Consider the following 24,689-nt stretch of genomic DNA (forward strand, 5'->3'; position numbering starts at 1 on the left):
ATCATTTACAGAAGTTGCGAGCGGCGCAGCGCATCGATGGTTTCGATCAAATCGTCATACGCCACTGGCTTGCCGAGGTGCTGGTCAAAACCCGCCTCGCGGGACTTCTGCATATCGCTCTGTGTGCCATAACCGGTGAGGGCGATGGCTGGCACATTTTTCACCAGCGGCAACTTGCGCAACGCACTCATCAGTTCATAGCCGCTCATGACCGGCATGCCAAGATCGGAAATGATCAAATCAAAGCGCGTGCCTTCAGCTGCTTTCAGTGCCGCTACCGGATGATCGAACGCGGTAACGTCCGCATCCTCCATTTCCAGCAGCATCTTCAGCGTGTCGAGCACTTCCGGTGAGTCATCCACCAGCAGGATACTCAGGCCATCGAGTTTGCCGGACGCTACTTCAACCTCTTGTGTCGAAGTTTCCTCAACCACATCTATCGCCAATGGCAGGCACACGGTAAAGGTGCAACCGGCGCCCAGGCCAGGCGAGGTCACCAGTACCGAGCCGTGTTGCGCTTCAGTCAGTTGCCTGACCAGTGACAGACCAATTCCCAGACCTTCGCGCTGATGATTGGTGTGCTGTTTCTCTGCTTGGCCGAACAGATCGAACACATGTTCGAGATTCTCTGCGGCGATGCCGACGCCGTTGTCTTTGATGTCCAGACGGGCCATTTGCGCAGTGCGACTGGCGATCAATTCGATCCGACCGGTCGGTGGGGTGAATTTCAGCGCATTGTTCACCAGATTCCAGATGATCTGTTCCACCCGCGTCGGGTCGGCATGAATGATTAGTGGGTCGGTTGGCAAGTGCAGGTCAACCCGCGTCGCATGCTGTTCGTTGATCACCACGGTATGGATATCACGCAGTACGGCGCTGAGATCAACCCGCGTCAGTTGCAGTTTGAGCTTGCCGGTGCGCACCCGAGCAACGTCGAGCAGGTCATCGATGATCCGCGCCTGGCTGTTGACCGCATCGCAGATGGTATTGACCGCTTTGGTCGCCGGCCCTGCCGTACGGATGACCGGAAGACGCCTTAGCAGTTCGGCGTTGAGCTGAATCAGGTTCAGCGGATGCTTGAGTTCATGGGACATGACCGCGAAGAACTCGTCGCGCAGGGACACCGTGTTGCGCGTCTGCGCCAGTTCCTGGCTCTGCTCATCTTGTGCACGTTTGTGGCCGGTCAGGTCGCGTGCGATCTTCACGTAGCCTTGCAGATAATCGCCGCTGAGCAGGGTGACTTCGCCACTGCAGAAGAAGCGGCTGCCGTCCTTACGCTGGTGCCAACGTTCGTCTTCGGCGCGGCCATGATTTCGTGCGGTTGCCAGTTCGTTCTCGGCCATGCCGGCCGCGCGGTCTTCAGCGGTGAAGATGAAATCGTAGAAAGCACCCTCGGCCTCGGCCTTGCTGTAGCCGAAAATCAGTTCGGCGCCTTTGTTCCAGCTGGTGATCGCGCCTTGTTCGTCGAGAATGATGATCGCGTAATCGCGGGTGCTCTCGGCCACCAGGCGCATGCGCTCTTCGCCCAGGCGCAACTCTTCTTCCGCGGCGCGGCGTTTGGTGATGTCGATGAAGGTCAGCACCGTGCCGTCGATATGGTCTTCGCTGGAGCGATACGGTAGTAACCGAGCGATATACCAGCGGTTATCGGTGCTGTTCACTTCACGTTCGATCATGTTCAGTGATTCGAACACCTGTGCTGCGTCGTCGGCGAGGTCGGCATAGTTGAGCCGGTGGGTGATGTCGAGCAGCGAGCGCCCGGTGTCGACCGGCAGCATGCTGAAAATATCGGTAGCGCGCGGGGTGAACCATTTGATGCGCATGCTGCGATCGACGAACACCGTGGCGATGTCGGTCGAGGCGATCAGGTTGGTCAGGTAATCGTTGATCTTGTCGGTTTCTTCGACCTTGGTTTTCAGCTCGTAATTGACCGTCAACAGCTCTTCGTTGATCGACTGCAGCTCTTCCTTGCTGGTTTCCAGCTCTTCGGTGGCTGAGCGCAGCTCCTCGTTGATCGCCTGCATTTCTTCGTTGGAAGCCTTCAGTTCTTCGCTGGAGACTTCCGACTGTTCGATGGTGTCCTGCAGGTGCAGCTTGGTGCGTTGCAGTTCGCGCTCAAGGTTCGACAGCACCTGGCTCTCGGTCTGCAACATGGTGGTGGCTGCGTGTTCGGCGGGATCGATTTCCACTTCCTCGAAGATCACCAGCACGCATTCGCTGTCCGACTCGTCGTCTTTATACGGTTGGGCGATCAGATCGATGCGGAACTGCCGCTCTTCGCGCTTGAGGATCACCTCCCGCGAGCGCACGGTCAAGTCGCTCTGCTGCACCTGGAACAGCGTGGTGCGAATCTCCAGGCGCAGCTCCGGCAGGATCAGCGTCAGCAGGTTGCGCGACAACTCGCCGCCGACATGCCGCAGAAAGCGCCCGGCGCTTTCGCTCATATGCAGGATATCGGCGTTGCTGTCGACAATGATGCTCGGCGGCGCCGAACGCTCGATCGCACGTCGATGAATGTCGGCGAACGACAACTTCGGTTGTTCGCTGGTCTTCACTTCAGGACGTGTAACGCTGCTGCGCATATAACCGCCTCGAGGCATGGTCGGCGTACGACGGCTGCTCGGCGTGCCGGTCTTGGCGCGGAAGATGCGGTTGCGTTTGTCCACCGGGGTGAACAATTCGTGGCAGGCATCGGCGCTTTCCGACGTGCCGAGAAACAGGAAGCCACCCGGTCGCAAGGCAAAGTGGAACATCTGCAGGATTTCGCGCTGCACTTCGCGATCCAGGTAGATCAGCAGATTGCGGCAAGTGATCAGATCGATCTGCGAAAACGGCGGATCGGACAGCAGGCTGTGCTTGGCAAACAGGACCTTTTCGCGGATTTCCTTGCGGATGCGGTAATGCTCGTCGTCTTTAACGAAATAATGGCGCAGGCGATTAGGCGGTACGTCGGTAACGATGGCTTGCGGGTAAGTGCCGGCGCGGCCGACGCTGATCGCACGTTCGTCGATATCGGTGGCGAACACTTGCAGGTTGGCCTTGCTGTTTTCGACCTGCAACTGATCGTCGAGCAGGATCGCCAGGCTGTAGGCTTCCTCGCCGGTGGAGCAACCGGCAGACCAGACGCGCAATTCCTCTTTTTCCGCCGAGCTGGATACCGCCTGCACCAACTGCGGCAGTACTTCGCGCTCCAGCGCTTCGAAGGCTTCGCGGTCGCGGAAAAAATTGGTCACGCCGATCAGCATGTCGCCCAACAATGCCTTGGCTTCGTCCGGGGTGTTTTGCAGGTAATCGTAATAGGCGCTGAGGTCGGACTGGCCGGTGACCTGCATGCGCCGCTCGATCCGGCGCAGCACGGTGGCGCGCTTGTAATGCTTGAAATCGTGGCCAGTACTGGCCCGCAAGTAGAGCAGGATGTCGTGCAGGCGCTGTTCGGCAATCGCCGCTTCCTGGTCGCTGGACGGCGATTGCACTTTGATGTCTGGGTCATTGGCGCTGGGCAGGGTGATGTTCTGCGAATTGCTCCACAACTCCATCAGCTTCTGCGGCATTTCCACCACTGGCAGCACCAGGTCGACCATTCGCGTTTCGATCGCGGCGCGCGGCATGCCGTCGTATTCGGCGTCTTCAGGCACTTGCGCCAAGGTGACGCCGCCCTGTTCCTTGATCCGCGACAAACCCACTGCGCCATCGGAGCCGGTGCCCGACAGCACCACGCAAAACGCCCGTTCGCGATGCACATCGGCGAGATCGCGGAAAAACAGATCAATCGCCGAATGTCGGGTGGATTGTGTGGCGGCGGCGCTCACGCGCAAATAACCATCGTTCATTGACAGCGATTGCGCGGGCGAAATGACGTACACGCAGTTTTTCTCGATCGGCACCGGCTGCGTCACTTGCAGCACCGGCATCCGCGTCGATTCCTGGATGATCTTGTCAGCGACGCTCTGATGATCCGGCGATAAATGCAGGATGATCACGAAGGCCATGCCGGTGTCTTGCGGCATGTGCTCGAAAAACAGCTTTATCGCTTGCAGGCCACCGGCAGACGCGCCAATGCCGACCACCGGGAAGTCCAGGTGGCTGGGGCTCAGGCCTTGGCGCTCGGGGGCAGAAGGCGAGGAGGGTGATTTCGAGGTCATGGCTTCGGCCTTGAGAAGGCGACGGGGTGTGGTCGCGGTGGATCAAAAAACGCACGGGTAACTGCGCAGGATAATCCTGTTTCCGACTTTTTTCCTGCCACAGTTCGAATGGCGTGCTGGTTGTTCTGGGTTGACCGCGCTCTTTGCGTAAACGCACCAACTATCTTCAAGAGATTCGAGGGAGCGGCCGATAACCCGTTCGGTGACAGCAACGTCGCGCGAAATCGCTTGATAGCATTTAGCCGGCAGCTATCATCTGCGCGCCTGAAATTGCCCCCTCTTCATTTGCCTGGAAATCGTCGATGTCGTCGTATCACCAAAGAAGCTTTCTGATCGTCGATGATTTTTCGGATTTCCGCAGTTCCGTGCGTTCGATGCTGCGTGAGCTGGGCGTCAAGGATGTCGATACCGCCGACACGGGTGAGCAGGCGCTGAAAATGTGCTCACAGAAGTCCTACGATTTCATCCTGCAGGATTTCCATCTGGGCGACGGCAAGAAAAACGGCCAGCAAGTGCTTGAAGACCTGATGTCGGAAAAGCTCATCAGTCACGAAGCGGTGTTCGTCATGGTCACCGCCGAAACCAGTCAGGCGATGGTGCTCAGTGCGCTGGAACACGAGCCCGATGCGTACCTGACCAAACCGTTCAACCGCTCCGGCCTGGCCCAGCGCCTGGAGCGTCTGGAGCAGCGTAAAACCCTGCTCAAACCGATTCTGCAAGCCCTAGACCGTGGCAAACCGGTCGAGGTGCTCAACGCCTGCATCGCTCTGTGCAAGCAGGACATCCGCTATTCGCCGCTGTGCCTGCGCTATCGCGCCGATGCGCTGCGCGACATGAATCAGAACGAAGCGCTGGAACGCCTCTATGACGGCATCATCGCCGACCGTCCATTGCCGTGGGCGTTTGCCGGGTTGGGCAAGCTGTTGTTCAAGCGTGGGCAGGTGACTCAGGCCAAAGAAGTCTATGAAAAAGCCTTGAAGGTTTTCCCGATGATGCCGGCGCTGTATGACGGCATGGCCGACGTGCTGGTGGCTGAGGGCGACAGCAAAGGCGCGCAACGGGTGCTGGAAGAAGCGATTCGCCTGTCACCGCTGGCGGTGCGTCGTCAGGCTTTGCTGGGCAAACTGGCGATGGCCAACGAAGATTTCGAAACCGCCTCGCGCGCCTATCGTCAGGCCGTGTCGCAAGGCGCGCAGTCGCGCTTCAAGGACCCGGAAAGCAATCTGGGTCTGGCGCATGCCTTGATCAGCAAGGGCAGCGACCGCGGCCTCGATACGCGCACGCGACTGGAGATCAACACCACGCTCAGCGCGGTCGCCAAAGAAAACCCGAGTGACCCGGGCCTGCAGATTCGTGCGCGCCTGATGAAAGCCACCAGCCTGCTGCTCAACGATGCGGAAACTGCCGACAAGCTCACCGAGCAAGCGCTGATGCGTCTCGATGGCATGGAGCAGTTCATGAGCCCGGAAGCAGCATTGCTGGTGGCCAAGCAGTTGCAGATGCTTGGACAGGCCGAGGCGGGCACCTCGATGCTCAAGAGCTGCGCGGAGATCTACGGCGACGACCCGGCGGTGATGAAAGACATCGCCAAGCTCACCGATGACCCGACCATACTCAGTTCCAGTAACGCCGCTGCTGACTTAAACCGTCAGGGCGTGCGGGTGTACAAGACCGGCAACCTGGTGGAAGCCCGCGAGGTGTTCCGCAAGGCATTGAAGATGCAACCGAAGAACCTCAGCATCGCGTTGAACCTGGCCCAGTCGCTGTTGCATGGCACCGACACCAGTGTGCCGTCAGCGGAGCTGGAAGAATGTCGGGCCTGCCTGAAAATGGTCGGCCTGATGCCCGACACCGACGCGCGGTTTGCGCGTTATCAGAAGCTGAAAAGCAAGGCGTTTGGCGAATGAACCACGATGAGCAGGCGCTGGATTTCTCCACGGTGATCGCCTCCACCGTCCACGACATGAAAAACTCCCTGGCCATGCTCATGCAGGCGCACAGCCAATGGCTGGCGCGTCTGCCGCAAGCGCAGCGTGAGGGCGCGGAGCAGGGCGTGATCGACTTCGAGTTCGCTCACCTCAACGGCATGCTCGTGCAGTTGCTCGGGCTGTACAAGCTCGGCGTCAATCAGCTGCCGCTGCAACCGGCCTATCACGAACTCGACGATTTCATCGAGGCGCAACTGGCCGCGCATCAGGAGGTATTCGCCAGCCGCGGCATTCTCGCCACCTATGAAGTCGACCCGCTAAGCCCGCTGGGTTTCTTTGATCGTGAGCTGATTGCTTCGGTGCTGAGCAACTGCATCAACAACGCCATTCGTTACGCACGCGAATCATTATTGATCACCGTGAGTGACGAGGCCGGGCAACTGGTCCTGAGCATCAACGATGACGGCGCCGGTTATCCGCGAGAGATGCTCGAGCGTCAGGCCGATTACGTGCAGGGCATCAATCACAGCAGCGGCAGTACCGGACTCGGTCTGTACTTTGCCAATCGCATCGCGGCGCTGCATCAGCGCAATGGCGTGGAGGGGCGCACGGAGATCAGCAATGGCGGTCCGCTCGGTGGCGGAGTATTCAGTCTGTATCTGCCGTAACAATGGTTTTTGCTGACGCTGCTTGATATTCCGAACAGCCGGAGCCTATTTTGTACGGGTCGCCGTTCGCGGCTCGCACAATAACAAGGATTGCGTCATGACAACCGATGGCCAGCGCTCACTCGCACAGCGACTGACGGGCATTGATGAGATTGAATGTGTTACGCCGGATCTTAATGGCGTGCCGCGAGGCAAAGTGATGACCGCCGAGGGTTTCCTCGAAGGGCGGCGCCTGCAGTTGGCGCGGGGTGTGCTGCTGCAATGCATCATGGGCGGCTACCCGCCGGCGCGGTTTTACGGCAGCGATGACGGCGATCTTGCACTGGTCGCCGAACCGACCCAGGTTCACCGCCTGCCCTGGAGTGACGAGCCGCGCGCCCTGGCGATTTGCGACGCGGACGAACTGAGCGGCGAAAGCTCGCCGCTGTCGACCCGTGGCCAGCTAAAGAAAGTCATTGCCCGTTACGCCGCGCGCGGATTGGCGCCGGTGGTGGCGACCGAGCTGGAGTTTTTTGTTTTCGCGCCCAACCCTGATCCCACCCAAGCATTTCACCCACCGGTCGGCCTCGACGGTCGTCGCGAAGACGGCCAGTCGGCCTTCAGCGTCAGCTCCAATAACGGACTACGACCGTTCTTCAGCGAAGTCTACAAATGCATGGCGGCGCTGGGCTTGCCCCGCGACACCTTCATGCACGAAATGGGCGTCAGTCAGTTCGAGATCAATCTGCTGCACGGCGATCCGTTGCTGCTGGCCGACCAGACATTCCTGTTCAAGCACCTGCTCAAAGAGGTCGCGCTCAAGCACGACCTGACCGTGGTGTGTATGGCCAAGCCGTTGGCGCACACGCCGGGCAGTTCGATGCACATTCACCAGAGCGTGGTCGAAATCGGCAGCGGCAGAAATGTCTTCAGTGACGCGAGCGGCGAGGCGACCGCGATGTTCCGCCATTTCATCGGCGGGCAGCAGGCAGCCATGGCCGAGTTCACCGCACTGTTTGCGCCCAACGTGAATTCCTATCAGCGCCTGTGCCATCCGTATGCGTCGCCGAACAATGCCTGCTGGTCCCACGATAACCGTGCCGCCGGGCTGCGCATTCCGGCCAGTTCGCCGGTCGCTCGTCGGGTCGAAAACCGCTTGCCGGGCGCCGACGCGAATCCGTATCTGGTGCTCGCCGCCAGTCTGGCCGCGGGTTTGCATGGCATCGAGCAGGAACTCGAGCCCAGCGAGGCGATTCAGGGCGAGTTTGTCGTGCCGGACAATCTTGCGTTGCCGTGTACCTTGCATGCTGCTCTGGAACGTCTGAAGCGTAGCCACTTGGCCAGGGAACTGTTCGGACCCGAGTTCATCGAAGGCTACATCGCTTCGAAGACCATGGAGTTGACCAGCTTCTTCGATGAAATCACCCCCTGGGAACGGCGTGTTCTAGCAGCCCAGGCCTGACGTACTGTCGCCACCCCGCTAGCCTTTGGTTAGCCCGGTCTTTACTGCAAGGAGCCGCTCGGAACGCCGATGCGCCAAATCTGGAAATCCTTTCGAGCGCTGTATTTCGCCTCGCTGATGATGTTGATCGGCTCGGGCCTTCTCTCCACCTATCTGGCCTTGCGTCTGGCCGCTGACAATGTCGACGGCCTGTGGGTCGGTGCGCTGATGGCCGCCAACTATTTTGGTCTGGTGCTGGGCGGCAAGATCGGTCACCGGCTGATCGCCCGGGTCGGGCACATTCGCGCTTATTCGGCGTGTGCCGGGATTGTCGGTGCGGCAGTGCTGGGCCATGGTCTGGTCGATTGGCTGCCGGCGTGGCTGGTGCTGCGGACCATCGTCGGCCTCGGCATGATGTGCCAGTACATGGTGATCGAGAGCTGGCTCAACGAGCAGGCCGATGCCAATCAGCGTGGTCTGGTGTTCAGCGGTTACATGATCGCTTCGTATCTGGGCCTGGTGCTCGGTCAGTTGATTCTGGTCATGCACCCGGGCCTCGGCCTCGAGCTGCTGATGCTGGTCGCACTGTGCTTTGCGCTGTGTCTGGTGCCGGTGGCGCTGACCCGACGGATTCACCCGGCCCCTCTGCATCCGGCGCCGATGGAGCCGCGCTTCTTTATCAAGCGGGTGCCGCAGTCGTTGAGCACAGTGCTCGGCGCCGGTTTGATCATCGGTTCGTTTTACGGCCTGGCGCCGTTGTATGCCTCACAGCAAGGGCTGTCGACCGAGCAGGTCGGTCTATTCATGGGTAGCTGCATTTTTGCTGGTTTGCTGGTGCAGTGGCCGCTCGGCTGGTTGTCCGATCGTTACGACCGGGCGTTGCTGATCCGCTGCTTCGCCGGGTTTCTGGCAGTGGCGGCGCTGCCGTTGGCGGTGCTGCCGCAGGTGCCGCTGGAAGTGCTGTTTGTGGTGGGCTTCCTCTGTTCGCTGGTGCAGTTCTGTCTCTATCCGTTGGCCGTGGCGTTTTCCAACGACCATGTCGAGGGCGATCGACGGGTGTCGCTGACGGCCATGCTGCTGGTGACCTACGGGGTGGGCGCGAGCATCGGGCCGCTGCTGGCCGGCGTGCTGATGAAGTTTCTCGGCAGCCAGAGTCTGTATGCGTTCTTCAGCTTTTTTGCGCTGGTACTGGTGTGGCGGATTCGGCCGAAGGCGGTGACCAATCTGCATCAGGTCGATGATGCGCCGCTGCATCACGTGGCCATGCCGGACAGCATGTCGAGTTCGCCACTCGTAGCAGCGCTCGACCCACGCGTCGATGAGCAAGTGGTGCAGGAGCAGATGGTCCAGGATCCGGCGCCGTCCAGTCCAGAACCTGAACCCGAGCCAGCCGAACCGCCGCCAGCCACGGCCGAAGATGATGTGAGCAGCGCAGATGACAAGCCTGCGCCGGATATCAGTGGCGCGCGGCCCTGAAGCGTACATAAACACCGCGCAACAAAAAGGGCAGCCCTGTGAGGGGCTGCCCTTTTTGTTGGTCGCTACGGCTCAGAGATCGTCTTTATCAAACCGCCGCGCTTCACGTTGAAGCTGATAAACGAAACGCTCGACGTTGCGCGCGGCCGGGCCGCTGATGTTGTGAAAGCGCAGGCCGGCGAAGGTGATGTTGAGCTTTTCTTCGAAGTGCAGATAGCGCAGTTCAACAGCGATCGGCTGGTTGCCGAACAGCGGCGGGGCGATCAGGCGGTCGTAGACCTGGCCCAGTTGCAGGCGATCGGTGATGTCGCCTTCGAAGCGAAACTTGCAACCGGTCGCGGAAATATCCAGCAGCTTGCCATGGATCGGCGACTTGAGCTTTTCACCGCCCAGTTCAACGCTGACCAGATCGGTCAGTTTCAGCGCGGCACGGAAGGCGTTGCGGCGCTGGTGGTAAACCACTTCGGTCGGCAGCTCGCCGGTATAAAAGCGATCGCCGTCGGATTCTTCGATGTTCAGCGTGCCGTTGCATTCCCAGGCGATGCGTACGCCGTCATGAAAACCTTCAACCTTGAACGGCTCGCCGGCGAGCAGGAAGCGTTCGCCATCGCGCGGGATCATTTCGTCCAGAGCGATCGAGGCGCTGTCGCGGTCGACTTTGATCAGGTAGCTTTGAAAACGCTGGCTGCGCTCGTGGAAGGTGATGATCAGCGGATCGTGGCTGTCCTGCAGCTGGCGCAGGTTGCTGGAGATTTCCAGTGGCGTGGTGAGCACCTTAGGGGGCTGCGGAGCATCATCCGCGCTGAGGGCGTTGGACACGGTTTATCAATCTCCAGACAAAATATGACGACTAGCCAGCATTTTGCCAGCATGTTCCGCGGGTTGATAGAGCTGGCGCATCAACGGCTCATGCCTGGCTGAGCGGACGCGGTTTGGCGGGCTTGGCAAAGGTGCCGCTGGCGTCGTACAACGCTGGCGGTTCGCCCCCGGTGAGGATTTTCAGCTGATTGGCCGTGGTGGCCTGCTGAATGCGGATCGACTGGCCATTCTTGACGTTGGCTGCCTGGCATTGGGCGATCAGGTCGGTCAGGGCATCGCCCTGGCGCAACAACTGCTCGCCAATGTTCGATTGCGCGGCCAGTTGTTGCAGGCCGTTGCGATCGGTCGGCAGATTGAGGCTGGCGAGGATTTCGCTGCGCTTGCGGCCATGCTGTTCCAGCAGAATGATCAACGCCTGCTTGCGCGCCAGAATTTCTTCCAGCAGGGGCATGTCACGACCGTGCAACGCGAGGGATTCGGTTTGCAGCAACTCCAGCAATTCTTGCGCTGGAGCAAAGTCGTCGTCGATCAGTTGCAATAAAGTAGTGTCGTGCATGGCTGGCCTTGGGGTTTAAGCGTCCAAAAGCCTGGCGCCGGCAAAAGCCTAGCGCTGGGCTTCGAAGTTGAGCAGTTTGCTGGCTACACGGTTGCTGTCGACTTTATAGCTGCCATCGGCAATCGCGGCTTTCAACTCGGCCACACGGGCTTTGTCGACAGCAGGCTGATCGCGCAGCTTGTCAGTGACCTTCTGCAACTGTTGAGCCTCATTGCTGAGGTGTACCGACTCCCCGCTTTTGGCGGCATTGGCCTGTTCGGCCTGGGTATTCAGCGGCGCGGAGGGGCTGTTTTCAGCGCTTTCCTTGGCGTTGCTGGTACGTGTGCTGCCTGTCAGTGACGAGGAACTGTTCAAACGGCTGAAATCGATGACCATGATAAAAACCTCTGGGAATTTGGACGCTTGCCATGTTTTCGGCTATCCCCTGGAAAACTTTAGGCACATTTTTCCAATGCGCCTGGCTGCATCGCGGCATGTCCTGCTGCGACACAGTTTAGGGAAGCGACGAGGTCGGCGCCAGTTTTCTCACAGGGCTTTCACATGGCCACTTCCACTTGTCCCGGCGCGGTGACCTGCGCCTTGATCACCCGTTGTGAATTGAGGTTTTTTACCCGGATCTGTTCTTTCAGGCCGCCGTTGGCCAGGGCTTCGCCCGGCATGCGCACGGCCAATGTCCCGCTGCGTGCGGTGATGACGACCTGATCGCCCTTGCGAATGACTTCCGCCTGCTCCAGATGAACCTGGGTGATGACCTGATCGGCGACCGTTGGTCGGGTTAATTTCTGCCCGATCGCTTCGTCCACCGAAGTCAGAAAGCCCTGATTGATCTGGCTGACATCGCGCTCGCGCAAGGTCACGTCCTGCGGCTCGATAATGCCAGCGCGTTTGAGCGCACGCGTGGTTGTGACAATCTCGCGAAACAGCCGGACTTGAGCGGGTACGAACACCGTCCAGGGCGATGTGCCCTCGCAGCGAACCTTCACCGTAACCCGGCCCAAAGGGCGTGCCGGACTCTCCAGCGTCGCTGTCAATTCCTTGTCGCACATCGGCATGCGCATGCGTGGGTCGAGCTGGTTGACTTCGATTTCATAACGGCCTTCGGTTTGACTGCTCGTCAGATAGTCTTCTACGGTGAACTCAAGAAAGCCCTGAGTGACGCCGATAAGCATGTCAGGCAAGGTAACCGCATCAGCATGGGCAGGACTGCCAAAGAACAAGCAGCAAATGGCGCACGCACCGGCAAGCGCTCTGCGAAGAGGCGCTATCAGGTGTCGGGAAAATGTCGTTTGAATGTTCATACGGGTTAAAAAGCAAGCGCCGTGCCGTTTAGCAATGAATGTGCGTCGCAACAACACTTGGCGTTGATGTAGGAGTCTGGGCATGGCGGGTGTAATGGATTCGGTGAACCAGCGTACGCAACTGGTAGGGCAGAATCGCCTGGAGCTGTTGTTGTTCCGTCTCGACGGTCAACAGCTCTATGGCATCAACGTGTTCAAGGTACGGGAAGTGTTGCAATGCCCGTCGCTGACGTTGATGCCCAAGTCCAGTCCTGTGGTGTGCGGGGTGGCAAATATTCGCGGGGCGACCATTCCGATCCTCGATCTGGCAATGGCGACCGGTTCCGGAGCGTTGAAAGACAAGAACAGTCCGTTCGTGATCATCACGGAGTACAACACCAAGACCCAGGGTTTCCTGGTCCGCTCGGTGGAGCGCATCGTCAACATGAACTGGGAAGAGATCCATCCGCCGCCCAAGGGCACCGGTCGCGATCACTACCTGACGGCTGTGACTCGGGTCGACAATCAGTTAGTCGAAATCATCGATGTCGAGAAAGTGCTGGCGGAAGTCGCACCGACGCCGGAAGCGATTTCGGTGGGCGTGGTCGATGTCGAGACCCAGACCAAGGCGTTATCGCTGCGGGTGCTGACGGTCGATGACTCGTCGGTGGCACGCAAGCAGGTCACCCGTTGTCTGCAGACGATCGGTGTCGAAGTGGTGGCGCTGAACGACGGCAAGCAGGCGCTGGATTACCTGCGCAAGCTGGTCGACGAAGGCAAGAAGCCGGAAGAAGAGTTCCTGATGATGATTTCCGACATCGAGATGCCGGAGATGGACGGGTACACCTTGACGGCGGAAATCCGCGGCGACGCGCGCATGCAAAAGCTCCATATCATCCTGCATACTTCGTTGTCGGGGGTATTCAATCAGGCGATGGTCAAAAAAGTCGGCGCCGATGACTTCCTGGCCAAATTCCGTCCTGATGACCTGGCATCCCGGGTAGTCGACCGGATCAAAGCAGCAGATATCAGCTAGGGACCTACTGTCCCTGGTGTTCAACACGATTTAAGAGGCGGCACCATTGTCTACGGGTAATTTGGATTTCGAACAGTTCCGGGTCTTCCTGGAAAAGGCCTGTGGCATTTTGCTCGGTGAAAACAAGCAATATCTGGTCTCCAGCCGTCTCAACAAACTGATGGAGCAGCAAGGCATCAAGTCGCTGGGTGAGCTGGTGCAACGCATCCAGACCCAGCCGCGCAGCGGTTTGCGCGAGCAGGTGGTCGATGCCATGACGACCAACGAAACCCTGTGGTTTCGCGACACCTATCCGTTTGAGGTGTTGAAGAACAAGGTCCTGCCGGAAGCGATCAAGGCCAGCCCCAACCAGCGCTTGCGCATCTGGTCGGCGGCCTGCTCGTCGGGTCAGGAACCGTACTCGCTGTCGATGTCGATCGACGAGTTCGAGCGCAGCAACCTCGGCCAGTTGAAGATGGGCGTGCAGATCGTTGCCACTGATCTGTCGGGCCTGATGCTCAACAACTGCAAGACCGGCGAGTACGACAGCCTGGCCATCGGCCGCGGTTTGTCGCCGGAGCGTCTGCAACGCTACTTCGACCCGAAAGGGCCGGGGCGCTGGGTGGTCAAGGCGCCGATCAAGAGCCGGGTGGAGTTCCGCTCGTTCAACCTGCTCGACAGCTATGCCGCGCTGGGCAAGTTCGACATCGTGTTCTGCCGCAACGTACTGATCTATTTCTCGGCCGAAGTGAAGAAAGACATCCTGTTGCGCATTCACAGCACGTTGAAGCCGGGCGGGTATCTGTTCCTTGGCGCATCCGAAGCGCTGAACGGTTTGCCGGACCATTACCAGATGGTCCAGTGCAGCCCGGGGATCATTTACAAGGCGAAGTGATTGCCGCGGCAATACAACAAGACGGGAGTCCTCAGGGGGCTCCCGTTTTTTTTGCCTGCGTTTATCTCGAAACCACCACCGCCCCTCTGTAGGAGTGAGCCTGCTCGCGATAGCGGCGTATCAGGCACCGACGATGGTGAATGTCCTGACGCTATCGCGAGCAGGCTCACTCCTACAGGGGATTGGTGGCGTGGGCAAGAGGCAACCAAGCGGCAGAAAAGCGGCATCTGCCGGAAGCCGGTTGCCGCTTTTCTGGCATTGCCGCGTTGCCGCCCGCCCGCAAAGCCACGGAAACCGGGAGTTTGGCAATCTGGCACGACGCTTGCTAAAGCTCAGTTACGAAAAACCGGTCACCTGAAGGTTCCCGACATGAGCATCAGCTTCGACAAAGCGCTCGGCATTCACGAAAAGGCTTTGGGCTTCCGCGCCCAGCGTGCCGAAGTGCTGGCCAACAACATCGCCAACGCCGATACCCCGAACTACAAGGCGCGGGATCTGGACTTCTCGAAAGTACTCGAAGCCCAGAGCCAGAAAAACGCCAACGGCACCATCGCTCTGAACAAGACCAACAGCCGTCACATCGAAGCTGAAGGTCTGGGCAATGGCGACGAGTCGCTGATGTATCGCACGCCGATGCAGCCTTCGATCGACCAGAACACCGTGGACGCTCAACTGGAACAGTCCAACTACGCGGAAAACGCCGTCGGCTTCCAGGCCAGCTTCACCCTGCTCAACAGCAAATTCAAAGGGCTGGTGTCAGCCCTGCGCGGAGAGTAATCCATGTCCCTGTCCAGCGTTTTCAACATTGCCGGAAGCGGCATGAGCGCCCAGACCACGCGTCTGAACACCGTGGCCTCGAACATCGCCAACGCCGAGACCGTCTCGTCGAGCATCGACCAGACCTACCGCGCCCGTCACCCGGTGTTCGCCACCATGTTCCAGGGCGGCCAGAGCGGCGGCAGCGACTCGCTGTTCCAGAACCAGGACGCGGCCGGTCAAGGCGTGCAGGTGCTCGGTGTGGTCGAAGACCAGAGCAACCTCGAAGCGCGTTACGAGCCCAACCACCCCGCGGCCGACGCCAAGGGCTACGTCTACTACCCGAACGTCAACGTGGTGGAAGAGATGGCTGACATGATTTCCGCGAGCCGTTCGTTCCAGACCAACGCCGAAATGATGAACACCGCCAAAACCATGATGCAGAAGGTGCTGACCCTCGGTCAGTAATAAGGGGCGACTGCCATGAGCGTTACCGATACCACCAGCTCCCTGAGCATGAATGATATTCTGTCGAACTCGTCGAAAAAGACCAGTTCGACCACCGATGGCATTGCTTCGGCGACCAACAGCAGCACCGGCGGACAAGCGCTGGGCAAGGATGCGTTCCTGCAGTTGCTGGTGACCCAGCTGAAAAACCAGAACCCGCTCGACCCGCAGGACAACAGTGCATTCGTTGCCCAGTTGGCGCAGTTCAGCAGCCTCGAAGGCATCACCACGCTGAACTCCACCGTGAGTGGCCTGGCCGGCAACTACAACTCGTCGCAGGCGCTGCAAGCGTCGTCGCTGGTTGGCCGTAACGTGATCGTGCAGACCAACACCGCACAGCTCGATGACCCGAGCAAAGGCCTGACCGGTTCGGTCACCGTGCCTTCGTCGATTGCTGGTGGCACCGTGACCATCACCGACAAGGACGGAAAAACCGTTCGCACCATCGATCTGGGCAGCCGCGCCGCTGGCGACGCGAGCTTCACCTGGGATGGCAAGGACACCGCAGGCACCGTGGTGCCGGTCGGTACTTACACCTTCAAGGCCAACGCACCGATCAACGGCACCGCGACGGACCTGGCGACTTACCTGCCAGCGACCGTCAACAGCGTGACGATCAGCCAGACCGGCGGCGAGCTGATGCTCAACCTGGCCGGCAAGGGCACCGTTGCCCTGTCCAAAGTACAAACCATTGGTATATAGAGCCGACTAACCCGGCACGAAGGAGTGGAACATGTCTTTTAACATCGGCCTTAGCGGTCTCTATGCCGCCAACAAACAACTCGACGTCACCGGCAACAACATCGCCAACGTCGCCACCGCCGGTTTCAAATCCTCGCGCGCAGAATTCGAAGACGTCTATTCGTCGACTCGTCTGGGCAGCGGCAGCAAAGTGATCGGCAACGGCGTGCGCCTGGCCAACGTTTCCCAGCAGTTCACCCAAGGTGACATCAACAACACTGGCAACGTGCTGGACATGGGCATCAACGGTTCCGGCTTCTTCACCATGAGCAACAACGGCTCGATCTCGTATACCCGTGCCGGTACGTTCAAGGTCGACAACGCCGGTTACATCACCAACACCGACTACACCTCGCGTCTGCAAGGTTACGGTGTGGATGCCAACGGCAAGATCATCAATGGCGTGTTGACCGATCTGAAGATCGACACCTCGAACCTGGCGCCAAAGTCGACTTCGGCGGTGACTTCGAGCATCAACCTGAACTCTTCGGCACCCGTGATTGTTGATACCGGCGCTACTGCCGTGAAGTTCGACCCGTCGAAGCCTGAGACTTACACCAAGTCGTTCAGCACGCCGATCTATGACACTCAGGGTAACTCCCACGTCATGGATCAGTACGTGGTCAAGACTGGCGAGAATACCTGGAAGGTTTACACCCTGGTTGATGGACGCAACCCGGATGCCACCGGTAGCGATCCAACCAACGCCGCCACGCCTCCGGTTGCTTCGACATTGACGTTCGACAGTTCCGGCAAATTGCTTCAGGTGAGTACACCGAGTACTTTGCCGCCGCCGGCGCCAAACCCGCTCATCAGCAGCGACTTGACGTTGAGTAACTGGAAACCAGGCACCGTGACCAACGGTGTTTTTACGCCTAACGGCGCGGCAGCAAATCCGGCTGGCGTGACCATTTCGATGGCTAAGACCACCCAGTACAACGCTGATACTTCGCGCACGATCCCGACTCAGGATGGCTACGCCACTGGACAGATAACCAACCTGACCATCGACGGTACCGGTACGCTGTTCGCCAACTTCAGCAACAACCAGAGCAAGGCGATTGGTCAGGTTGCACTGGCCAGTTTCACCAACGAGCAGGGCTTGCAGGCTGTCGGTGGTACTAGCTGGAAAGAGACTTTCGCTTCGGGTATTCCGGGCTACGACGCGCCGAAGACCGGTACGTTGGGTGAGGTGGTGTCCAACTCGCTGGAAGAGTCGAACGTTAACCTGACCAACGAGCTGGTTGATCTGATCAAGGGCCAGAGCAACTATCAGGCGAACGCCAAGACTATTTCGACGCAGAGCACGATTATGCAGACCATTATTCAGATGACCTGATTGGGTTTGTGATGATTTTTTGGGCCCCTCGTTTTGAGGGGCTTTTTTTTTGGCCTTGGCGGCCTGTGGGCCGACCAGGCTCTTGGGTTTTTGGGGATTTATCCGTTGCTTCGGGTGTTGCGGCTGGCGGTTTCGCCCTTACGGCGAGTCCCTTTTTCAAACGCCAAAAAGGAACCAAAAGGCTTTGCTCCTACGTACGGCCCTCGCAGGCTCGGGTCCCTTCGCTCCGGGATCGCTCCGGGCGCAGCGGCTACGGTTTGCTTCGCTGCACCTCCTTCCGCTGTGTCTGGCTGCGCCAGACGGTCGCTGCGCTCCCACGCCCGGATCAATCCCTGCGCTCAGCCTTCCGATGTCGCTGGTTAGGCAAGATCAAGATCAAGAGCACTCGAGCTGGCGCTCATTGTTGAGTGGTTAGAAGCGCCGCACGGCTTGAGATTTTCGGTGGATTCGCCCCTCACCCCAGCCCTCTCCCCCTGGAGAGGGAGCCGATCTGCTTTGGCTTTGAAAATCGCGTACAACTCGGTATCGCAGGTCGGTTTAGCTCTCGCATCCACCGCGGTCAATCCCCTCTCCCTCCGGGAGAGGGCTAGGGTGAGGGGCTTTTGATTTTGATCTGGCTTTTGATCTTGATCTGGCTTTTGATTTTTTGCCCCTTCGGCAGGCTGAGTGAAGGGATCGATTCGGGTGTGGGAGCGTAGCGACCGTACGACGGAGTCGTACACAGCGGAAGGAGGTGCAGCGAAGCAAACCGTAGCCGCTGCGCCCGGATCGATTCCGTAACGAAGGAACCCCGAGCCCCAGCGAGGGGCCGAACGCCGGGGCAAAGCCTTTTGCTTACTTTTCGGCGTCTGGAAAAGTGAGTCGCTGTAAGAGCGAAACCGCCAGCGGCAACCTCCGCAGCAACGGATATGCCCCCAATCCCCCAATCCCCCAACCCCCAAAAAAAGAAAACCCCCGACAAACCAGAAGTCTGTCGGGGGGGTTCGATTGGGAAGTCTCAGGCGTCTCGCAACGCCCGAGTCAGCTCAGCTTATTGGCAAGCTTCGCAATCCGGCTCGTCAATCGCGCAAGCCTTTGGCACTGGTGCCGGACCTGCCGGAGCGGCCAGGACCGAATCATCGCCGTGGTTGCCGCCGCTGGAAACAGCGTTCAGCTTGCCGGTGTTGATGGTCGACTTCTCGGTGCTGGTCGCGGCCAGGGCACGGAGGTAGTAGGTGGTTTTCAGACCACGGTACCAGGCCATGCGGTAGGTCACGTCGAGCTTCTTGCCCGAGGCGCCGGCAATGTACAGGTTCAGCGACTGGGCCTGGTCGATCCACTTCTGACGACGGCTGGCGGCGTCAACGATCCACTTGGTGTCCACTTCGAACGCGGTCGCGTAGAGCTCTTTGAGTTCTTGCGGGATGCGCTCGATCTGCTGAACCGAACCGTCGTAGTACTTCAGGTCGTTGATCATGACCGAGTCCCACAGGCCGCGCGCTTTCAGGTCGCGAACCAGGTACGGGTTGATCACGGTGAATTCGCCCGACAGGTTCGATTTCACATAGAGGTTCTGGTAGGTCGGTTCGATCGACTGCGATACGCCGGTGATGTTGGCGATGGTCGCGGTCGGTGCGATGGCCATGATGTTCGAGTTACGAATGCCTTTCTGTACACGGGCGCGAACCGGTGCCCAGTCGAGGCTTTCGTTCAGGTCGACATCGATGTACTTCTGGCCGCGCTGTTCGATCAGGATCTGTTGCGAATCCAGCGGCAGGATGCCCTTGGACCACAGCGAACCGTTGAACGTCTCGTACGCACCGCGCTCGTCGGCCAGGTCGCAGGAGGCCTGGATCGCGTAGTAGCTGACCGCTTCCATCGACTTGTCGGCGAACTCGACGGCAGCGTCGGAGCCGTAAGGGATGTGCTGCAGGTACAAAGCGTCCTGGAAGCCCATGATGCCCAGACCGACCGGACGGTGGCGGAAGTTGGAGTTCTTCGCTTGCGGCACCGAGTAGTAGTTGATGTCGATCACGTTGTCGAGCATGCGCACGGCGGTGTTGACGGTGCGTTGCAGCTTGGCGGTATCGAGCTTGCCGTCGACGATGTGGTTCGGCAGGTTGATCGAGCCCAGGTTGCAAACGGCGATCTCGTCCTTGTTGGTGTTCAAGGTGATCTCGGTGCACAGGTTCGAGCTGTGGACCACGCCGACGTGCTGCTGCGGGCTGCGCAGGTTGCACGGGTCTTTGAAGGTCAGCCATGGGTGGCCGGTTTCAAACAGCATGGACAGCATCTTGCGCCACAGGTCTTTGGCCTGGATGGTCTTGAACAGCTTGACCTTGCCCGGGTATTCGGTCAGCGCTTCGTAGTACTCGTAACGCTCTTCGAAGGCTTTACCGGTCAGGTCGTGCAGGTCCGGAACTTCGGATGGCGAGAACAGGGTCCACTTGCCGTCATCGAAGACACGCTTCATGAACAGGTCAGGGATCCAGTTGGCGGTGTTCATGTCGTGGGTACGACGACGATCGTCACCGGTGTTCTTGCGCAGCTCGATGAACTCTTCGATGTCCATGTGCCAGGTTTCCAGGTAGGCACACACAGCGCCTTTGCGCTTGCCACCCTGGTTCACGGCCACAGCGGTGTCGTTCACTACTTTGAGGAACGGCACGACGCCTTGCGATTTGCCGTTGGTGCCCTTGATGTACGAGCCCAGTGCACGCACCGGAGTCCAGTCGTTGCCCAGGCCACCGGCGAATTTCGACAGCATGGCGTTGTCGTGGATCGCGTGATAGATGCCCGACAGGTCATCCGGCACGGTGGTCAGGTAGCAGCTCGACAGCTGTGGACGCAGGGTGCCGGCGTTGAACAGGGTCGGGGTCGACGCCATGTAGTCGAACGAGGACAGCAAGTTGTAGAACTCGATCGCACGGTCTTCTTTCTGCTTCTCTTCGATTGCAAGACCCATGGCCACGCGCATGAAGAAGATCTGCGGCAGTTCGAAACGCACGCCATCCTTGTGGATGAAGTAACGGTCGTACAGGGTCTGCAGGCCGAGGTAGGTGAATTGCTGATCGCGCTCGTGGTTGATCGCCTTGCCCAGTTTTTCCAGGTCGAAGGAGGCCAGCACAGGGTTCAGCAGTTCGAACTCGATACCTTTGGCGATATAGGCCGGCAGTGCCTTGGCGTACAGGTCGGCCATTTCGTGGTGAGTGGCGCTTTCGGCGACACCGAGGAAACCCAGGCCTTCGGCGCGCAGGGTGTCCATCAGCAGGCGGGCGGTGACGAACGAGTAGTTCGGCTCACGCTCGACCAGAGTACGGGCGGTCATGACCAGCGCGGTGTTGACGTCGGTCAGCGCCACGCCGTCGTAGAGGTTTTTCAGGGTTTCGCGCTGGATCAGGTCACCGTCGACTTCTTCCAGGCCTTCGCAGGCTTCGGTGACGATGGTGTTCAGGCGGCCCATGTCCAGCGGCGCCAGGCTACCGTCGGTGCGGGTGATGCGGATCGACGGGTGTGCATTGACGGCGGCTTCGGCCGGCGCATGCGCAGCGCGCTCTTTCGAACGACCGTCGCGGTAGATCACGTAGTCGCGGGCAACTTTCTGCTCGCCGGCACGCATCAGGGCCAGTTCGACCTGGTCCTGGATTTCTTCGATGTGGATGGTGCCGCCCGATGGCATGCGACGCTTGAAGGTTGCGGTGACCTGTTCGGTCAGACGCGCCACGGTGTCATGGATTCGCGACGAAGCGGCAGCGGTGCCGCCCTCAACTGCGAGAAACGCTTTGGTGATAGCGACGGTGATCTTGTCATCGGTGTAAGGAACGACAGTGCCATTACGCTTGATCACGCGCAGCTGGCCAGGCGCGGTAGCTGCCAGATCCGAAGTCGAATCGGCGGCCTGCGGCAAGGTGCCCTGCGGGTTCTCGCGAGTTGTGTCGGTTTGCATGGGGGGTGGTCTCCACATTCTCTATGTTTGTTTGGCACCGTCATGGTGCTCACCGTTCTGTACCGAAGCACTGCAACCGACCAGCGTCGGCAATTACCACTTCGGAACAGACGAAAAAGGCTGCAACGCCGCGTCCCTGCCGAAGTTCTGGTTGCGGGACAAATGCCCGAAACCGGATTCCCTCCCGGGTGACAGTAATGACTGCAACACCCATACCGTTTTGTCCGCTTGGGACTAAAAAAACGGTGCCATCCGCAAGCGCGGTTTGGGCTTCGAAAAACTTGCTTCGTTCAACCTGAAACTAGCAATAAAGCGCTTGAGTTTCAGGTCTGAAATGTGGTTGGGCGCTTAAGGCAAAAACCCTACATGTAGGGTCTCTGTTTTCGCCGTGCTACAAGATAATGCGTTTTGAGGGGGCTTGCAACGTACTGGCTGTGGATAAGCCTGTGCGTAAATTGTGTAAGAAACAGGGAAAACCCGTGTAGGCCGCGAACCGGCTGAGCCAGACCGTTTGTCACTGTTTTTTTGCCCGGAAAAAACGCTTCAGCGGTTTTTGAGGGCGCGAACCCTACCACAGTTTTTCGCCGGGTCCGAACGCATTTACCGACTTGTATTCCGGGTGGTCGGCGTTTATACAATCGCTGCGGGCGTGGGCATTCTTATCCTCCTCGAACATGACAAAAAAACGGGAGGATGGCGAAAATCCTGTAGGAGTGAGCCTGCTCGCGATAGCGCCTTTCCGGCCAGCATCTTCATTGGCTGATCAATCGCTATCGCGAGCAGGCTCACTCCTACAGGTCCCGTGTTAGTCAGCAGATCCTCCATTATCAATAACAACAGCAAGCAGAGGTCACCGGTGGAGCAACAAGCCTTTCAGGTATTGATCGTCGAGGATGACCAGCGTCTGGCCGAGCTGACGCGTGACTACCTGCAAGCCAATGGATTGCGCGTGGATATCGAAGGCAATGGCGCGCTGGCGGCGGCGCGGATTATCAAGGAACAGCCGGACCTGGTGATCCTTGACCGGATGCTGCCCGGCGAAGACGGTCTGAGCATCTGTCGCAAGGTACGCACTCAGTTCGATGGGCCGATTCTGATGCTCACCGCGCGCACCGACGACGCCGACCAGATTCAAGGGCTGGACCTCGGGGCCGACGATTACGTGTGCAAGCCGGTGCGCCCGCGCCTGTTGCTGGCGCGAATCCAGGCGTTGCTGCGGCGCAGTGACAGCGCGGAACCGGCCGCGGAGAAATCCCGTCGTCTGCAATTCGGGCCGTTGGTGGTCGACAACGCGCTGCGCGAAGCCTGGCTGAATGACATTGGCATCGAGCTGACCAGCGCCGAATTCGACCTGCTCTGGCTGTTGGTTGCCAACGCCGGGCGCATCTTGTCCCGCGAAGAAATCTTCACCGCACTGCGCGGCATCGGCTACGACGGCCAGGACCGCTCGATCGATGTACGGATTTCGCGGATCCGCCCGAAGATCGGCGACGACCCCGACCATCCACGTCTGATCAAGACCATCCGCAGCAAAGGCTATCTGTTCGTCCCCGAAGCCTGCGTAGACCTTTCGTTGTGAACTCGATTTTCCTGCGCATCTACGGCGGCATGTGCGCCGCGCTGATTCTGGTTGCTGTGCTCGGCGTGCTGGCGCTGCACTTGCTCAATCAGGTGCGCAGCGAGCAATACCGTGAACGCCTGGCCCACGGCACGTTTTCGCTGATGGCCGACAATCTGCAGCCGATGAACGAAACCGAGCGCCATCGCGCATTGCTGGTATGGGAGCGTCTGCTCGGCATCCCGCTGGCGCTGAAGAAATTTACCGAAACGGACCTCGATCTGACCCAGCGCACCCGCGTGCAGCGCGGGCAGGCGCTGGTCGAACAGACCGGCCCGCATGCGGCCAGGGTCTATCGGCTGGTTAGCGACAAGGAACAACTGGTGCTCACCGGTGAAGTGCAGCAGATCAGTGAGCAACTGGCCCGGGCGACGATTTATCTCTTGGCCGACGAACTGGTGCGCGTACCGGTTGCCGAGCAGCCGAAACGCCTGGCGCAGATAAAGCAAGAAAAAGGCTTTGGGTTCGACTTGCGTCTGGTCACGGTGGACGACGCCGACATGGACGAGGACCAGAGCCGGCGCGTTTCGGAGGGCGACACGGTGATGGCGCTGGGCAAGGGCGGCGACTCGATCCGCGTATTCGCCGGCATGGTCGGCACGCCGTGGGTGCTGGAAATCGGCCCGCTGTATCAAATGAACCCGTACCCGCCGGAATGGCTGGTGCTGATCGCCGCGCTCGGCCTGAGCCTGATCGGGCTGATCGTGTATCTGCTGGTGCGTCAGCTCGAGCGGCGTTTGCGTGGCCTTGAAGCCGCAGCCACGCGCATCGCCAAGGGCAGCCTCGAAACCCGAGTGCCAGCGCGCGGTGCTGATTCGGTCGGGCGGCTGGCCGCGGCGTTCAATGGCATGGCTGAGCATCTGCAGCAGTTGCTGGCGATCCAGCGCGAACTGGTGCGTGCGGTGTCGCACGAATTGCGCACGCCGGTGGCGCGTCTGCGTTTCGGTCTGGAGATGATCGGCTCGGCGACCACGCCGCAAGCCCTGGAAAAGTACCGCGAGGGCATGGACCACGACATCGAGGACCTCGATAAGCTGGTCGATGAAATGCTCACCTATGCACGCCTGGAGCAGGGTTCGCCGGCGTTGACCTTCCAGCGTGTCGACCTCGATGCGTTGGTCAATCAAGTGATCGCAGAGCTGGCGCCCCTGCGCGCCGAAGTCACCGTGCAGCGCGGTTTGTGCCTGTCCGCTGCGGATAATGACGATGCCTGGGTTGAAGCTGAGCCGCGGTATCTGCACCGGGCGTTGCAGAATCTGGTGAGCAACGCCATGCGCCATGCCCGTGGCAACGTGACGGTGAGTTATCAGGTCGGGCAATTACGCTGCCGGGTCGATGTCGAGGATGACGGCCCGGGTGTGCCGGAAGTGGCCTGGGAGCGGATTTTCACGCCGTTCCTGCGTCTGGATGACAGCCGCACGCGGGCGTCGGGCGGGCATGGTCTGGGGTTGTCGATCGTACGCCGGATCATTCACTGGCACGACGGTCGGGCGATCATCGGCAAGAGCAAAAGCCTGGGCGGGGCGTGTTTCAGTTTGAGCTGGCCGAGGAATCAGGAACGGCGGTAGGTTGTGTGGTGGCAGTACCGGCCTCATCGCGAGCAGGCC

18 protein-coding genes are annotated in these 24,689 nt (G+C 59.5%); 12 read left to right on the plus strand and 6 right to left on the minus strand.

Going from position 1 to position 24,689, the window contains the following annotated elements:
- Nucleotides 1-5: 5 nt before the first annotated feature.
- Nucleotides 6-4,142, minus strand: a complete 4,137-nt coding sequence (locus J3P75_RS07555; protein ID WP_434709813.1) for a CheR family methyltransferase — start codon at nucleotides 4,140-4,142, stop codon at nucleotides 6-8.
- A gap of 302 nt (nucleotides 4,143-4,444) precedes the next feature.
- Between J3P75_RS07555 and J3P75_RS07560 the strand changes: the two genes are divergently transcribed.
- The 4 genes from J3P75_RS07560 to J3P75_RS07575 all read left to right on the plus strand — a co-directional run bounded on the left by J3P75_RS07560 (nucleotide 4,445) and on the right by J3P75_RS07575 (nucleotide 9,634).
- The gene (locus tag J3P75_RS07560; protein ID WP_434709814.1) at nucleotides 4,445-6,049 is read left to right on the plus strand and encodes a response regulator; all 1,605 of its coding nucleotides are present in this window, start codon (nucleotides 4,445-4,447) and stop codon (nucleotides 6,047-6,049) included.
- Nucleotides 6,046-6,738 carry a sensor histidine kinase gene (locus J3P75_RS07565; protein WP_434596189.1) on the plus strand — a complete coding sequence of 231 codons (693 nt, stop codon included), beginning with the start codon at nucleotides 6,046-6,048 and terminating at the stop codon, nucleotides 6,736-6,738. The genes J3P75_RS07560 and J3P75_RS07565 overlap by 4 nt, the downstream gene beginning before the upstream one ends.
- Before the next feature lie 199 nt (nucleotides 6,739-6,937).
- Entirely contained in the window at nucleotides 6,938-8,179 is a 1,242-nt protein-coding gene (locus tag J3P75_RS07570) for a glutamine synthetase family protein (protein WP_434711235.1), read from the plus strand.
- Between the two features lie 69 nt (nucleotides 8,180-8,248).
- Entirely contained in the window at nucleotides 8,249-9,634 is a 1,386-nt protein-coding gene (locus J3P75_RS07575) for an MFS transporter (protein ID WP_434596192.1), read from the plus strand.
- A gap of 72 nt (nucleotides 9,635-9,706) precedes the next feature.
- Here the strand turns inward: J3P75_RS07575 and J3P75_RS07580 are convergent, their stop codons facing one another.
- The 4 genes from J3P75_RS07580 to flgA form a co-directional block, all read right to left on the minus strand.
- Complete coding sequence (locus tag J3P75_RS07580; RefSeq protein ID WP_090285368.1) at nucleotides 9,707-10,453, minus strand: flagellar brake protein; 747 nt, start codon at nucleotides 10,451-10,453, stop codon at nucleotides 9,707-9,709.
- Nucleotides 10,454-10,541: 88 nt separating this feature from the next.
- A complete protein-coding gene (locus J3P75_RS07585; RefSeq protein WP_434709815.1) occupies nucleotides 10,542-11,009 on the minus strand; it encodes a flagella synthesis protein FlgN in 468 nt (155 codons plus the stop codon).
- 48 nt (nucleotides 11,010-11,057) lie between these two features.
- The gene (gene flgM, locus J3P75_RS07590) at nucleotides 11,058-11,384 is read right to left on the minus strand and encodes a flagellar biosynthesis anti-sigma factor FlgM (protein WP_090285364.1); all 327 of its coding nucleotides are present in this window, start codon (nucleotides 11,382-11,384) and stop codon (nucleotides 11,058-11,060) included.
- Between the two features lie 161 nt (nucleotides 11,385-11,545).
- A complete protein-coding gene (flgA, locus tag J3P75_RS07595; protein WP_434711237.1) occupies nucleotides 11,546-12,307 on the minus strand; it encodes a flagellar basal body P-ring formation chaperone FlgA in 762 nt (253 codons plus the stop codon).
- An 82-nt stretch (nucleotides 12,308-12,389) separates the two neighbouring features.
- On the opposite strand from flgA, the gene J3P75_RS07600 reads away from it, so the two are divergent.
- The 6 genes from J3P75_RS07600 to flgE all read left to right on the plus strand — a co-directional run bounded on the left by J3P75_RS07600 (nucleotide 12,390) and on the right by flgE (nucleotide 17,539).
- Nucleotides 12,390-13,322 carry a chemotaxis protein CheV gene (locus tag J3P75_RS07600; RefSeq protein WP_090285360.1) on the plus strand — a complete coding sequence of 311 codons (933 nt, stop codon included), beginning with the start codon at nucleotides 12,390-12,392 and terminating at the stop codon, nucleotides 13,320-13,322.
- Nucleotides 13,323-13,368: 46 nt separating this feature from the next.
- Nucleotides 13,369-14,196, plus strand: coding sequence for a protein-glutamate O-methyltransferase CheR (cheR, locus tag J3P75_RS07605; protein ID WP_016773612.1), 828 nt, complete (start codon nucleotides 13,369-13,371; stop codon nucleotides 14,194-14,196).
- A 369-nt stretch (nucleotides 14,197-14,565) separates the two neighbouring features.
- The gene (gene flgB, locus J3P75_RS07610) at nucleotides 14,566-14,973 is read left to right on the plus strand and encodes a flagellar basal body rod protein FlgB (RefSeq protein WP_093099242.1); all 408 of its coding nucleotides are present in this window, start codon (nucleotides 14,566-14,568) and stop codon (nucleotides 14,971-14,973) included.
- Nucleotides 14,974-14,976: 3 nt separating this feature from the next.
- Nucleotides 14,977-15,420 carry a flagellar basal body rod protein FlgC gene (gene flgC / locus J3P75_RS07615; RefSeq protein WP_007937507.1) on the plus strand — a complete coding sequence of 148 codons (444 nt, stop codon included), beginning with the start codon at nucleotides 14,977-14,979 and terminating at the stop codon, nucleotides 15,418-15,420.
- 15 nt (nucleotides 15,421-15,435) lie between these two features.
- Nucleotides 15,436-16,161, plus strand: coding sequence for a flagellar hook assembly protein FlgD (gene flgD, locus J3P75_RS07620; RefSeq protein ID WP_090285356.1), 726 nt, complete (start codon nucleotides 15,436-15,438; stop codon nucleotides 16,159-16,161).
- 31 nt (nucleotides 16,162-16,192) lie between these two features.
- The gene (gene flgE / locus J3P75_RS07625) at nucleotides 16,193-17,539 is read left to right on the plus strand and encodes a flagellar hook protein FlgE (RefSeq protein WP_076563858.1); all 1,347 of its coding nucleotides are present in this window, start codon (nucleotides 16,193-16,195) and stop codon (nucleotides 17,537-17,539) included.
- A gap of 1,030 nt (nucleotides 17,540-18,569) precedes the next feature.
- Here flgE and J3P75_RS07630 read toward each other — a convergent pair.
- Complete coding sequence (locus J3P75_RS07630; protein WP_093099251.1) at nucleotides 18,570-21,464, minus strand: ribonucleoside-diphosphate reductase subunit alpha; 2,895 nt, start codon at nucleotides 21,462-21,464, stop codon at nucleotides 18,570-18,572.
- Between the two features lie 856 nt (nucleotides 21,465-22,320).
- Between J3P75_RS07630 and J3P75_RS07635 the strand changes: the two genes are divergently transcribed.
- A complete protein-coding gene (locus J3P75_RS07635) occupies nucleotides 22,321-23,043 on the plus strand; it encodes a response regulator (RefSeq protein WP_434709816.1) in 723 nt (240 codons plus the stop codon).
- A complete protein-coding gene (locus J3P75_RS07640; protein WP_434709817.1) occupies nucleotides 23,040-24,650 on the plus strand; it encodes an ATP-binding protein in 1,611 nt (536 codons plus the stop codon). The genes J3P75_RS07635 and J3P75_RS07640 overlap by 4 nt, the downstream gene beginning before the upstream one ends.
- Nucleotides 24,651-24,689 lie beyond the last annotated feature (39 nt).

This window comes from Pseudomonas sp. R1-1 (assembly GCF_051132135.1).
In the GTDB taxonomy this organism is placed as follows: Bacteria; Pseudomonadota; Gammaproteobacteria; order Pseudomonadales; family Pseudomonadaceae; genus Aquipseudomonas.